Source organism: Aquimarina sp. TRL1 (assembly GCF_013365535.1).
Taxonomy (GTDB): domain Bacteria; phylum Bacteroidota; class Bacteroidia; order Flavobacteriales; family Flavobacteriaceae; genus Aquimarina; species Aquimarina hainanensis.
In genome coordinates this window covers 4,938,292-4,951,209 of record NZ_CP053590.1, presented here as the reverse complement: position 1 = coordinate 4,951,209, position 12,918 = coordinate 4,938,292, and the positions used below count along the sequence as shown (strand labels likewise).

Genomic DNA, 12,918 nt, shown 5'->3' with positions numbered 1-12,918 from the left:
CAACGTTCCTCTTTTCTTTTAAGTATTTGAGTGTTATTAGATAGCCCACTCATTAGCATGAGAAGCAGTTCCCATAACAATTTCTTGTGCAGAGAAAACAATTTCTTCATACATTGGGATTTTCCCAGTAGAATCAAATTTTTCGGTATACTTAACGATATACGCATTTTTGATTTCCAGTTTCTTTAACGTAGCGTCCGTATCTCTTTTAATAGAGATTAATTCTGCGTTAGTTGTCTGGAAGTTGTTAAACGCTAAGTTAGAAAGTACATCACTCCCTGTAGACTCAACAGCAACAGTTACTTTTCCTCCTCTTGTAATAGTAGAAGGTCTACCAGTTGCATCAGTTTCCTGGAATAATCCATAGCTAGATGATAATACATTAAACTCGTCGTTTCCAATTTTTAAAATGGCTTTAAAAGACATAATTAATAAAATTTAAATGTTAATAAAACGTAATAATAAATATAAAAATGTGACTTGCACAGGTCTAAATTAGTGAAAATAAGAGCCTAGGAAAAATCTAATTTGTTATAGAAAAGTTAAAAACAGTAATATTGTTTTATTTGTAAGAAAAAAGCTATTGTAATCTTGTTAATAAAAGAAAGGAGTTAGATTAAGGACAAAAAAAGCAGTTTTTGACAACTTGTCAAAAACTGCTTTTTTTGTTTTTTATCAAGATAAAAATCAAGCTCTTTTGCAGATGATAATATCGTCTTCTGCAATACCGTTACCTTCAATAGTTCTGTTAAAATCGATATGCCTTTGTGATTTATACCATTTTGGATTGGTGTAGAATATCCATCCGTAAGGTTCGTTTTTTTTGTCTAAAAACTTAATTTTCTTTTCTGGATGTCTGTGGTTATAATCATTAATAAAGAAGTAAAATAGTTTTCCGAATTCCATTTTTTCAGGAGCTTTAAGTCTAAAATTACTTACCTCATCCTCGGTTTCATCTTTATTAAATTCAAAAGAAATAACTAATGGGTTTTTTAACTCATCATCAGAAGGGTCTTTTATGTTTTTTCCGATAGGGTAGTGCCACTTCTTATAATATTTTACAGGGACGGATATGGAATACTCATAGGTCTTTACAATCATAAATGGAATAATAAAGAAAATAGCAGAAGCCATAAAGAGGTATATGTAATCCGGTTTGTATTGCTCTACAACAAACATAAAGGTAGTCAGACCAAGAAGACAGATTACAACTGTATATAGAAACTCGTGCCAGAAAAAGGTTTTCTTTTCTGATAAATCAGGAAAAAAATGCCTTAATGCAATAACATGAAGAATCCCTAACAACAAAAATATAACCTGAAAAGCAATAAAGTTATTGATTGGAATATTATTGAGTACATTTTGGTTTGCTAAAAGCCCCGTAGCGCCAAAAACAAGCAAAGTGACAATCACGTATAGGAAAAATTTCTTTTTATTCTTTAAAAGTAATTTTCTTAGTTTTCCTACTAATCCCATAAGTAGCCCACTGATTGCCATCAGTAGTACTCCTATTTTTAAAAAACCAAATCCAATTGCTGAAAGTATCATTAAATTCATATTGTTGTGGTAAGACCTATTCTAGGGCTGTCTTCTTTATTTATTGTAAAAGTATTTTCTTCTTCTGAAGAAAGAATGGTTAATTCGGAGTCCATTTCCATTGGAAGGAAATAGTCACAAAAGGTACTAATAAATTTCTTAGTAACACCATTCTTTGTGTAATTCTTCATTTTACTCCTTTTTACAGGACCTATGGTTATAGTAACTGAAGGGTAGTAGATAGCTGTTTCTTCTAAACTTAGTGTCATGTCTACTCCTAATCGTGTCGATCTAAAGGATTCTTTTATATGGTCTGATATTTTTTTGTCTTTACGCTGGATCTCGACTTTCTCGTTGATAATCTTTTCGAGACTCAAGGCTGTCAATTCTAAATTTCCTGAAATCTGATGTACATAAGGGAGGAGTTGTAGTAATTTAATACTGTATTCTTTAGGAATGTCATCGTTTAGTTTCCAGAATTTTAATAAGAAATCATTCTTGAGGTTGGTAAATTTGTTGATGAGTAATCGCTCATTTTGTTCGATTTTTACCTGTTGTGTGAAAAACTCATTTTCCAACGGAGCAAAAAAGTTTCTGGCGTCTTTCTCTTGTTTTTTATACCTTTTTCGAATCTCGTTATAAGATGTCTTGTCTTTGGAATCTATAGGACGATGAAACACGCCTTCAGGAAGGCTATCATAAATTCCATTTCTGGCCAGACTAAGTTTTATCTTATCACTTTTACCGGAAAAAACATCAAACTTCGTGTCTATAATGTCTCTTCGATATGACCGGGAAAATACACTTTCATTACTAATATCAATGTCTGAAAAGTTCATAGAAGAGTTACTTAGGATTTCAGCAACAATAACTTCAGCTTTCAGGTTTTGATAGACAGTTAGTAATTCTTGATATATGTATTCTATATTTTGTTCTTTCATTACATCCCCCTCTAATGATATTACTGGCTATCAGAGGTCTTAGCGGTTCTGGGCTTTCTTCCGGCAGAGACAAACATTTTTTGCCAGTGAGCCTTGGTTAGATCACTAATTTGAACTCCGTTTTTTCCAGAAGCTCCTCTTCGTGCCGTAGAATGTACAAATTTTCCGTTTTTTAGATAGACTCCAACATGGGTAATAGGATAATGCTCAGAGCCTTGTTTGTTGAAAAATATAAGGTCTCCTTCGACTAAGTACTCTTGCCCAAGAAACTTATTTGTATCTGGCGCATCGTATTGCTTCTGAGCAGTACGTTCTATGAGGACATCAAAAATATCGTGATATAAATATTGAGAAAAGAAAGAACAATCAATCCCTTGTTTGGTTTCTCCTCCCATTCTGTAAGGAGTATCCATCCAATCATCAATAAACTTAAATAAGGGGATATTATCAATTTTTTTTGGAGCTACATTCAGGATAGTTCCGTATTTGTTTTGGATAGGAAGGATCGCATTTTTTTGAGCTAAAGCAATGGAATCTCTTCTTGCTTTTTCTCTTGCTTCAGCCAATGCTTTTTTTGCACCTCCACAACTAGCAATTCCTATAAAAATACTGATTAATAATAAGGTTTTTAAAAGTAATTTCATTCTCGATTTTTAATTTACACAAATATAAAAAAAGTTCAAAGATATTTAGAGTCTTCAAATCTATATAAAATATTAATTTTTCATAACCTAAAATATTAAGATAATTTTAAGGAAGTTTGCAGGGTCTGTTGATGTATCTAAATAAAATCTTTATTAAATTGCGAATTCCTTTTTACAGCAATATAAACCAACCATCGACTTCTATGATCACATCTTATTATAAAATACCTTTAGATACCAGTGGCATTATTAAAAATGAAGAAGTTGACAAAATAGAATTAAAACAATCAATTGTTAACTTTATTCACTTGGTAACCACTTCATATTATGGAGAGTGTAGTTTTGATGAGTCTTTTGGTTGTTCGATATGGAATATTGATTTTGATAACCTGGCAAGTACAAATAAGCTTAAAAATGTAATTGCAGATTCTCTGGTGGAAAGCATTACCAGCCATGAGAAAAGACTCAAAAACATAAAAGTAGAAGTAGATATACAACAAGAAGAGCTGAATCGTCACGATAGTGTTAACAGAATTAAAAAACGGGTAGATATTGTAGTAAATGGGATTCTGAAACAAACCAACGAACCTTTTTCTTGTCTAGAAAAATTTTATATAGCACCACTATCATTTTAAAATACTTATGGGGGCAGAAAGTGAAATAGAAATTAAAAACAGAATGATCAAGAAGGCAGCTTCTCTATGGGGAGTTTCTGCTAATGAAATAGAAAGCTCTTTTGATCCTTTAGTATCATTATTGATAGGAGCCTGTGCTTCGGAAATAGAAAAAATATCAAATGAAATAGATAGTTCTCAGGTTCGGGTTACAGAACGATTAATCCAGTTGATGACCCCCGAAACAATCTATGGAGCTAAGCCTGCTCATGGTATTGTATATTCAGAACCGGTGGAAAAAGTACTGGATCTGACACCAGAGCATTTACAGTATTATAAAAAGAAAATTAGGGTCAAAAATGCAGGGCAGGAATTGAAAAATATATATTTTTCTTCTGTGCAGAAGTTTAGGATGGTAGATGCTTCGATTACTCATATGATCTGTGGAGACAAAGGATATGTACTAGAAGGAAAGAAAAAATCAGATTTTGACCTGTCTTTCAAAAGTAAAAAGAAACTACCTTTTTCGGTTTTATATATCGGTATAGAAACTTCTTATAATAAGCTTAATCTTAAAGATGTTTCCCTCTATAATGAATTGTTAGATGTTTATGAGAAAGAGCTCTTCTATCACCATCTTAAGAATGCAGAATTCTTTTTTGATAACCAGGAAATAAAAACAATAGCAGGCTACAGTAATAGTGAAATTTCCGCAAGAGATCATTTGAATTCTATTTTTGAGTATAAACCTAATAAGACCAGAAATATAGAAGGACAGATTAAAACGTTGTATGAAAAACATTTCGTATCCTTTAAATCAGATGTATTGCTTAGTAATAAAGGGAGTATTCCTGATGACTTATCTGAGATAGTCGATTTTGAAGCACATGAAGAACTACAAAAACTAAACTGGATTAAAATTGTATTTCCCAGGATAATAGATGATAATATTTTAGAAAATGCATTTTGTTCTTTAAATGCTTTTCCGGCGCTGAATCGAAAATGGGAGCATATTTCATATCAGCTAAAAGATTATATAGATATTGTACCAATTAGTACTCAGGATTTATTTCTGGATGTAAAACAGATTGCTAATACCTCGGGTATAGATTATAAACTGAGAGAAAGTGATACCTCCGAAGATCATAAAGGGACCTATGTAATCCGAAGAGACAATGTAGGAAAACTAGATTCGAGAAAAGCAAAAGAATATCTGGCACACCTAATAGAATTGTTAAAGAGTGAGAGTGCTTCGTTTTCTTTTTTTGGAAATGATTTTCTCCAATCTAATATTGACGAGTTAAACCAGAACATTTCGCTACTGGAAAAGAAGATTATGGATATGAATACTTCTTTGATGGATACTACATATCTTTCGGTGAAACCAAAACAAAAGAAAGACACGCTGCTTATTGAGTATTGGGTGACAAATGGAGAAGAAGCCAACCAGATAAAACAAGGAAATTCATTACATATTTATCAGGGAAGTGATCTCAAGCAAAATAAAAGTGTATTTTTAACAACAACTTTTCAGGGGAAGAATGATCTGAGTATGGAAGAAAGGTTACAGGCGTATAGAAGAGCACTGTTATCCAGAAACCGTATTGTAACCAAAGAAGACGTCAAGGCATTGTGTTATGAGTTTTGCGGGGAACGAATAGAAGAGGTAAAAGTTGTAAAGGGGTTTAAAACATCTATAGAAATTCACAAAGGACTTGTACCTTGTATGGAAATTATAATACAGCCTAATAAAGAAGTAATGACATTAGATGAGGAATGGAGTTCTTTAAAGAGTAATATCTTGTCAATACTAGAACAACAATCTTTAAATGTATTCCCGTATAAAATTACTGTATTGAACTAATATGAACTATCTAATTTTTTAAATATAAATTTTGAAAACAACAAGTAACACGAATTATCATATTGACAGAAGTATTATTCTTTTTTTTATAGGAGTAATTATTATTTCAGCATCTGTATTCGGATATAGATTAGCGAATCATACTCCCTGTGATATTGTTGATTTTAGTTTTGATTCGAGCTCTTTGAGAGTAGGAGAGATTATTAGGTTTAAGGACAAGACTAAAGGAATAGTTAATGAAAGAGAATGGGATTTTGGTGATAGTACAAAAATTGACACCAGAATAGCGCCGTTTCATACATATGAGCACCCAGGACAATATACAGTAAGATTGCGAATTAATGGAAATTGTGAAGGGATAACTCAAACCTTGACGATTAAAGAAAAGGCATTCGTATTGGATTCGACTAAGTTAGCTCGTTTCAAAGTGCCAGTTTCAATAGAAGTAGGAAAAGAATTAAGGATTAAAGATGAAACCAAAAATGCCCGAACTTGGGAATGGCGATTTGGAGAGACTGCAGATGTTAATTCAACAGATAAAAACCCTAAATATGTCTATAAGACTCCGGGGTTAAAAACAATCACGCTTATCGTTAATGGAGATGTGAGATATGGAACTAAAAAGAAAATAAATGTATTGCCAAAACCTTCTTTGGTTGATAACAAGCCCGTGAGAAGGGTTCCGAGAAATTCACCTAAATCAACAATACCATATGCTCCAACAATAGGAGTCGCTCCGATTAGTGATAAGCCAAAGGAGACAAAAGCTCCTTTTATAGGGTTGAATAAATTAAAAGAAAAGTTACTGTTAGTTGCAGATGAAAAACAAACAGCAAAAAACTTTAATGAATATTTATGTGGTAACCTAAACTTGTCAATAGTTGTTAATAGGAAGAAAACGACCTTTATTGAATTTTGTCAACGTATAAAGGGAAAAGGAATAAAAATTAAAGAATTGGAAATCGTTAGGGCAGAAAATAATTGTATTAAAAATCTGGTCATCAGATATTCAAAAACAGGGTTGTTTTAATAAAGATAAAAATGAAGCACACAAAACATCACAGAGTGAATTGGATTGATGGAATGAAAATTAATAAAACTCATTTCATCGAGACTGAAAATGCTTTTTCTCAGTTTGTACAGGTAGTAGCATCTAAAGATGTAAACTCAATGAATTATGGGTTATTACCGGAACTGACAAATGAAGATGCTGTAGATATCGTATTTTCTATGGATGGACAGGATACGGTAAAAATACAATTAAATAAATGTAGAGCTATTACTGCTGGAGGGTTTGTAATTGATATCACAAATGATATAACAGCGTCTTTAGAAAGCCAGGGTAGTGTTATTAAAACAGAGTATACGGTTAATGTAGCGGATGAAGAATGTTATATTGTTTTGCAGGTTAATCCGTATAAAAGAGTTCCTATTGGTGATGCAGATCCGGAAGAAGAACCTCCAAGACATCCTTATGTTTTGCCAGAGTACAGTCTTCATGTATTAAGTAGTGAAGAGACGAATCAACAGGAATTTGGGAAATATCATGTGACAATAGCCAAAATAGTTTTTAAAGAAGGTGTTCCTCAATTAGCAGAAGATTTTATTCCTCCTTGTGTGTCTATACAAAGCCATCAGGATTTGAAATTTATCTATTCGGAGATTCATACGTTCTTTAATGCGTTGGAAAAATATTCTATTGGAATTGTTCAGAAAATATACCAAAAAAAGCAAACCAATGAATTAGCAAAAATGGTATTGGCTTTGACGCAAAATGTTTTTGGGTATTTAGGAGGGATGTTACCAGAATTTAGACTGTATGATCGTCAATTACCTCCGATTATTATGATTACTAAGTTAATGGCATTAGCACGTGTGATTAAAAATAGTCTAGACGTATATGTAGGTACAGGAAAAGAAGAGCTTCTTAATTATTTGTCGGATTGGTGTGATTTAAATCAGGGAGCGCTGGAGAATGTATTGATAGAGATGATAGAAATAGAATATCAGCATTCTGATGTTAATAAGGCGCTAAACCATGTATCTGGATTTACAAAATTAATGCTCACATTGTTTAAAAAGCTTAATGAACTTGATTATATTGGCAAAAAATCTGACTCTAATATTTTTGTAAAAGAAGAGGTAGTCGCAAAAGAAGATGTAAGAAGCAGACGAAGCTTTTTGTTAGATTAAGAAAAAGAAATCATCATATCAACTATAAATAACCATAATGAAACCCAAAAATAGCAAGGAGAGAAGAAATAGTGTTTTGAAATTTATCATTTTGTTTCTGTGTACTACAGGATTAATAGTGGCAGCTTTATTCTTTGATTTTAATAGAGTACCTCTTAAAGAAAATAAAGTGTTGAGAGAACGGGCGGTTGCTATAGAGAAAGAAATGAAATTTCAAGGAGAATTTTCTAATGAAATAAATAATGTGAGATCACTAATTGATTCATTGGATGTTCCTGGACAGAATCTACCACATATTAATTCACTGATTACGTCTAAGATTGTTGATATTCAGAAGTCATTACCAAAAGAAGACTCTACTTATAGATATGAAATGTATACTAATATGGTGCAGACATATGTGGATATCCAGCAAATGAAAGGAAAATTACTGCAGTATGAGGATATTGATAAGACACTAGAAGAGTATAAAGAAGAAATAGATCGTTTAAGAGATGAACTTAATCAGGCAAATCGAAATCTTGATGCGTATAGATTATCAAGAAATTAATTAAAATAGTATCAATAAAAAAATCCCTTTTGCACTTCACAAAAGGGATTTTTTTATTGGTATTTTTTATTTTGCCTTTAACCAGTTCTCTCGTTGTAGCAATGCTTTTTCACTTGGTTTAGAATAAGGAGTAAGGGTAACAGTAGGATTAGTGGCTAATCTCAGAATTGTTTTTCTTTCTTCTCCAAGCCTTCTGTAGGTTACTGTAATTCTTTTTCCAGGTTTGTGCTTTTTTAGTACTTCATCAAACTGTTCTGGAGTAGAAAAAGTAGCATTATTTATCGATAAAATGATATCGCCTTTTTCAAGTCTGGCATCATAAGCAGGAGTACCTATTCGAGTGTAATCTGCAATTGTCGCAAAATCATTTTTATCAAAGGTGATTCTAGCTCCAAAATAAGGTGTTTTGACATCTGTTTTTAAGTAAATCGCAACCGTAGCAAGCAGTTTCTTAAAATCAGGAGCATGACTATTGTATATGTAACTTTTAAAGAAATTATCAGCAAAAGATTCTCCTGCATATTCACGAAGTGTAAAAAGTAAATTTTCTGTAGTATAAGGAGTTTCATTTTTGCCATATTTAGCCCATAATAATTTCATATAGTCATCTAGGTTTAATCCTTCTTTATGACTTCTTAGAGAAAGGTCTAATGCGAGCCCTAACATGCTGCCGTATGAGTAATATGATATAAAGGTATTGGATCTGTTGACAGGGTCAACGGAAGTTGCAGCATCAACCAAGGGAGCTTGTTGACTCATTTCTATAGGGTTGAAAAAATTCCTGCCTGGAGAGTTCCATACGTAATTATAAGTTTTATTAAGGCTGTTTATATACTCTTCCTGAGTTAGAATTCCAGCACGACACAGGATAAGGTTTGTGTAATAACTGGTAAATCCTTCTGCAAACCAAAGTTCTCCAGACATATTCGCTTTTTCAAAGTCAAACGGTTCTAAGGATTGCGGGCGGATTCGTTCTACATTCCACGCGTGAAAAAACTCGTGAGAAACAGTTCCGATATTACCTTTCATACCTCCCTCAGCAAGACTCTTAGTGCTGGTTAGTACTGTAGAGTTTCTGTGCTCCATTCCATCTCGCGAAGAAATAGGCATGTAACAAGCAAGAAAAGTATATTCTCCATAATCAAAATTAGGGAAGTCTCCAAAGACTGCTTTTTCTTGTTCTACAATTTTCTTGATTTGCTCGAAATACTGATCAGCTTCTTCTTCTGTTCCTTGATGTTGTAAAGCCAGTTTTATAGTATATTCAGTACCTCTGGATGGGACTTTGAACTCTTTGACAATATGATTTCCTGTCAAGATCGGACTATCCATAAAATACTGAAGGTTAGGGGCTAGATAACTATTTCCTCCTAATGGGATCAGTTGAGTAGATATTTTCCAGTTATGTCCAGGTTTAACAACAACAGTAAGTTGTACCGGTCTCTCTTTTAATGTAGGGATATACATAAAAGTAGCAGGGATATTCAATAATGCATATGAATCGTTTACCTGAGAATATGTTCCGTCAGCTCTGTCTGCAAATAAGCGGTATGATAGGAGTATTGTCCCGTCATGTCCGGAAACATCCCATTGATGTGGATTTGGACGAGTGACCATTACGCTCTTTCCTTTACTGTCAGTAATTTTTACATCATAAACATTTTTAGAAAATTCGTGCAGTGCATAACGTCCGGGAGATGTTCTACTCATCCTTAGCGATATGGTTCCGCTTTCTAAATTGGTAAAAGTGGCTTCTATTAATGCTTCATGATGAGCAGCATTATCAAAAGATATTTTATACTCGTTTCTTACCTGAGCGATCCCTGTTTGAAAAACAAGCAATAAAAAAAAGATTCTTAGGTATTTCATTAAAGATGATTTTTATAAATAAACTTAGTATCTATTTAGTTATTATGTGATGAATAATTATTTCTTAAAAAATTAAGAACGTGTTATAAAAAAGCCTTTTTCTAAGGAAGTCAAAAATACGATAAACTCTTAACTGCGCAAAGATTGTAAGTATAAATTAAGCAAAGGGAGTATTTGTTAAAGAAATGCTATAAGAACTTTACATAAAAGGAATAAAAGAGTACAACTGATGATGGAGAAAATAAGCATGAAAACAATAGTAGTGTATGGTTGTTTATAGTGCTTAAAAACGGAATATAAAATGCAAATAGAAAACGTTATAAAAGTAATAAGAATGCCTATCTTAGAGAAAAAGATATAGTTTTGGGCTTTCTGGGCTGTTCCTATATACAGTGAGATAAAGCTGATAACAATTACGATAGTTATAATTGCTGTAATGTAACTCCAGTATCCTTTCATTATACATATAGATGAAGAGGTAATAAGGGAGGAGATTTTATTTTTGTACCTGTCTTAACTGACAACAACATTGCGATACTATTTTTTATGAAAGCCGTAAAAGTACAGATAATCTGATAGTTCTTATCTACTATACTATATATTTTTGAAAATCATGTTAATTTTGTGGTTAAACCACAGGGGAAGCATGTTGAAACACTGTGTTTTGTGATTTGATTTTTTAAAAAGATAAATTGTTTGGAAACCAATATTAATTATTATGGAAGAAGTGTATGTAACTTTTGAAACAGAAAGGTTAATTGTAAGACCGACATCGGTAGAGGATTGTTCGTTTGTGTTAGCTCTATTTAACACTCCCAAATCAATAAAGTATATCGGTGATAGGAATATTAAAACAATAGAAGAGGCAGAGGTATACATAAAAAAAAGAATGCGATCTCAGTTGGAGCGATTAGGGTATTCTAATTACACTGTTATCAGGAAGTCTGATGGCGCAAAAATTGGTTGTTGTGGTTTGTATGATAGAGAAGGAGTTGAAGGGATTGATATTGGTTTTTCTTTGTTGCCAGAATATGAAGGGAAGGGGTATGCATATGAATCAGTCAGTAAATTGAAAGAAATAGCTGAAAATCGTTTTGCATTGACTAAAATCCGGGCAATTACGAAGAAAGATAATGTTGGCTCGCAGAAGCTATTAAAAAAAATAGGATTGGAACAAATAGGAGTCTTGACACTTCCTAATGAAACAGAAGAATTGTATTTGTTTTCTAATTGATTTTTCAGAAAGGGTATATAGATGAGATATATTTTTGTGTAGAGTAAGAGTGTACCTGGGGTTCTTTTTTTAGAATTGGAATAAAAATAAAAAGAAGATAAAAAAAACAAAACCTCAGTAAAAACTGAGGTTTTGTTGACCTTGCGGAGAAAGAGGGATTCGAACCCCCGGAGGTGTGACCCTCAACAGTTTTCAAGACTGCCGCATTCGACCACTCTGCCATTTCTCCGTTGCGGGTGCAAATATAAGACCTTTTTTCAGTTAGAAAAAACTTTTTTTGAAAAAAAATCACCTTTTTTTCTTTTGTGAAAATATTCACGTATTCATATAGGTCTAAATGAGTATATTGCGTCATATTTAATTTACACTTAATACATGAAAAAAGTTTTAATAGTATTAGGGGTTTCCCTTATCTATTCTTGTGCGTGCACTAAAAAAACAAAAAATACTACAAGTACCGATAAAGGAAATGCCTCAACTTATGCAGCAACGATTTCTTCCAAAGAACTGAAGGAGTATTTATATACGTTTGCAGGAGATAGTTATGAAGGAAGAGATACGGGAGAGCCAGGGCAGAAAAAAGCAGCAGAATATCTGAAAAAACAATACAAGAGGATGGGAATAGTATCTCCTATGGGAGGGGATGACTATTATCAGGAAATACCAGACAGCTATTTTAGGGGAGGAATAAAATCATCAGAAAATGTACTGGCGTTCATAGAAGGCACAGAAAAACCTGAAGAAATTATAGTGCTGTCTGCTCACTATGATCATGTAGGTGTGGACAAAGATGGTAATATATATAATGGAGCAGATGATGATGGTTCTGGTACTGTTAGTATACTAGAGATAGCAGAAGCATTTGAGAAAGCAAAAAAAGATGGGTTTGGTCCTAAGCGTTCTATTCTATTTTTACATGTTACAGGAGAAGAAAAAGGATTATACGGTTCCAAATTTTATACAGAAAACCCTGTTTTTCCTTTAGCTAATACAGTAACTAATCTGAATATAGATATGATCGGGAGAATTGATCCTAATCATAGGGAAGAAGGAAAAAGTAATTATATTTATTTGATTGGAAGTGACCGTTTGAGTACGGATCTCCATAAAGTGAGTGAAGCAATGAATGAAAAGTATACCCAATTAGATTTGGATTATACATATAATGATAAGGATGATCCAAATCGTTTTTACTACAGAAGTGATCATTATAATTTTGCAAAGCATAATATTCCTATTATTTTTTATTTTAATGGAGTGCATGAAGATTATCACAAGCCTACAGATACCCCGGAAAAAATCGATTATGACTTATTAGCTAAAAGGACTAAGTTGATTTTTTATACAACTTGGGAAGTTGCTAATAGAGCAGAGCGGTTGGTTGTTGATGGGGTAACAGAGTAAGAAATATTTGATAACGATAATAAAAAAAGCGATATGAATTTCATGTCGCTTTTTTTCTAAAAATGTTTT

At 32.8% G+C, this 12,918-nt stretch carries 12 protein-coding genes and 1 tRNA gene; 7 read left to right on the top strand and 6 right to left on the bottom strand.

Annotated elements, in window-relative coordinates; all coding sequences use genetic code 11:
* Nucleotides 1–36 precede the first annotated feature (36 nt).
* The 4 genes from tssD to HN014_RS20410 all read right to left on the bottom strand — a co-directional run bounded on the left by tssD (nucleotide 37) and on the right by HN014_RS20410 (nucleotide 3,121).
* Nucleotides 37–426 (bottom strand): type VI secretion system tube protein TssD, encoded by a 390-nt coding sequence (gene tssD / locus HN014_RS20425; protein ID WP_176030684.1) that lies wholly within the window; start codon nucleotides 424–426, stop codon nucleotides 37–39.
* A 261-nt stretch (nucleotides 427–687) separates the two neighbouring features.
* The gene (locus HN014_RS20420; RefSeq protein ID WP_254884051.1) at nucleotides 688–1,557 is read right to left on the bottom strand and encodes a TssN family type VI secretion system protein; all 870 of its coding nucleotides are present in this window, start codon (nucleotides 1,555–1,557) and stop codon (nucleotides 688–690) included.
* Nucleotides 1,554–2,477 (bottom strand): hypothetical protein, encoded by a 924-nt coding sequence (locus tag HN014_RS20415; protein ID WP_176030683.1) that lies wholly within the window; start codon nucleotides 2,475–2,477, stop codon nucleotides 1,554–1,556. Before HN014_RS20415 ends, HN014_RS20420 begins: the two co-directional genes overlap by 4 nt.
* Nucleotides 2,478–2,497: 20 nt before the next feature.
* On the bottom strand, nucleotides 2,498–3,121 hold the full coding sequence (locus HN014_RS20410) for a C40 family peptidase (RefSeq protein ID WP_176030682.1): 624 nt from the start codon (nucleotides 3,119–3,121) through the stop codon (nucleotides 2,498–2,500).
* Between the two features lie 203 nt (nucleotides 3,122–3,324).
* On the opposite strand from HN014_RS20410, the gene HN014_RS20405 reads away from it, so the two are divergent.
* Genes HN014_RS20405 through tssO form a run of 5 tightly spaced genes read left to right on the top strand, consistent with a single transcriptional unit; the run spans nucleotide 3,325 to nucleotide 8,342 of the window.
* A complete protein-coding gene (locus tag HN014_RS20405) occupies nucleotides 3,325–3,756 on the top strand; it encodes a GPW/gp25 family protein (protein ID WP_176030681.1) in 432 nt (143 codons plus the stop codon).
* A gap of 7 nt (nucleotides 3,757–3,763) precedes the next feature.
* The gene (locus HN014_RS20400; protein ID WP_176030680.1) at nucleotides 3,764–5,599 is read left to right on the top strand and encodes a type VI secretion system baseplate subunit TssF; all 1,836 of its coding nucleotides are present in this window, start codon (nucleotides 3,764–3,766) and stop codon (nucleotides 5,597–5,599) included.
* 31 nt (nucleotides 5,600–5,630) lie between these two features.
* Nucleotides 5,631–6,629 (top strand): PKD domain-containing protein, encoded by a 999-nt coding sequence (locus HN014_RS20395; protein WP_176030679.1) that lies wholly within the window; start codon nucleotides 5,631–5,633, stop codon nucleotides 6,627–6,629.
* 11 nt (nucleotides 6,630–6,640) lie between these two features.
* Nucleotides 6,641–7,792 carry a hypothetical protein gene (locus tag HN014_RS20390; RefSeq protein WP_176030678.1) on the top strand — a complete coding sequence of 384 codons (1,152 nt, stop codon included), beginning with the start codon at nucleotides 6,641–6,643 and terminating at the stop codon, nucleotides 7,790–7,792.
* A 37-nt stretch (nucleotides 7,793–7,829) separates the two neighbouring features.
* Nucleotides 7,830–8,342, top strand: coding sequence for a type VI secretion system TssO (gene tssO / locus HN014_RS20385; protein WP_176030677.1), 513 nt, complete (start codon nucleotides 7,830–7,832; stop codon nucleotides 8,340–8,342).
* A gap of 66 nt (nucleotides 8,343–8,408) precedes the next feature.
* Here the strand turns inward: tssO and HN014_RS20380 are convergent, their stop codons facing one another.
* Complete coding sequence (locus tag HN014_RS20380; protein WP_176030676.1) at nucleotides 8,409–10,211, bottom strand: M61 family metallopeptidase; 1,803 nt, start codon at nucleotides 10,209–10,211, stop codon at nucleotides 8,409–8,411.
* A gap of 718 nt (nucleotides 10,212–10,929) precedes the next feature.
* Between HN014_RS20380 and HN014_RS20375 the strand changes: the two genes are divergently transcribed.
* Nucleotides 10,930–11,445 carry a GNAT family N-acetyltransferase gene (locus HN014_RS20375; RefSeq protein WP_176030675.1) on the top strand — a complete coding sequence of 172 codons (516 nt, stop codon included), beginning with the start codon at nucleotides 10,930–10,932 and terminating at the stop codon, nucleotides 11,443–11,445.
* A gap of 144 nt (nucleotides 11,446–11,589) precedes the next feature.
* On the opposite strand, the gene HN014_RS20370 is transcribed toward HN014_RS20375, so the two are convergent.
* Nucleotides 11,590–11,674 (bottom strand) — tRNA-Ser (locus tag HN014_RS20370).
* Between the two features lie 146 nt (nucleotides 11,675–11,820).
* On the opposite strand from HN014_RS20370, the gene HN014_RS20365 reads away from it, so the two are divergent.
* The gene (locus HN014_RS20365) at nucleotides 11,821–12,849 is read left to right on the top strand and encodes a M28 family metallopeptidase (protein ID WP_176030674.1); all 1,029 of its coding nucleotides are present in this window, start codon (nucleotides 11,821–11,823) and stop codon (nucleotides 12,847–12,849) included.
* Nucleotides 12,850–12,918: the final 69 nt, after the last annotated feature.

Coding starts and splice junctions, on each gene's coding strand:
- tssD (WP_176030684.1), bottom strand. CDS start 426: ATGTCTTTTAAAGCCATTTTAAAAATTGGAAACGACGAGTTTAATGTA.
- HN014_RS20420 (WP_254884051.1), bottom strand. CDS start 1,557: ATGAATTTAATGATACTTTCAGCAATTGGATTTGGTTTTTTAAAAATA.
- HN014_RS20415 (WP_176030683.1), bottom strand. CDS start 2,477: ATGAAAGAACAAAATATAGAATACATATATCAAGAATTACTAACTGTC.
- HN014_RS20410 (WP_176030682.1), bottom strand. CDS start 3,121: ATGAAATTACTTTTAAAAACCTTATTATTAATCAGTATTTTTATAGGA.
- HN014_RS20405 (WP_176030681.1), top strand. CDS start 3,325: ATGATCACATCTTATTATAAAATACCTTTAGATACCAGTGGCATTATT.
- HN014_RS20400 (WP_176030680.1), top strand. CDS start 3,764: ATGGGGGCAGAAAGTGAAATAGAAATTAAAAACAGAATGATCAAGAAG.
- HN014_RS20390 (WP_176030678.1), top strand. CDS start 6,641: ATGAAGCACACAAAACATCACAGAGTGAATTGGATTGATGGAATGAAA.
- tssO (WP_176030677.1), top strand. CDS start 7,830: ATGAAACCCAAAAATAGCAAGGAGAGAAGAAATAGTGTTTTGAAATTT.
- HN014_RS20380 (WP_176030676.1), bottom strand. CDS start 10,211: ATGAAATACCTAAGAATCTTTTTTTTATTGCTTGTTTTTCAAACAGGG.
- HN014_RS20375 (WP_176030675.1), top strand. CDS start 10,930: ATGGAAGAAGTGTATGTAACTTTTGAAACAGAAAGGTTAATTGTAAGA.
- HN014_RS20365 (WP_176030674.1), top strand. CDS start 11,821: ATGAAAAAAGTTTTAATAGTATTAGGGGTTTCCCTTATCTATTCTTGT.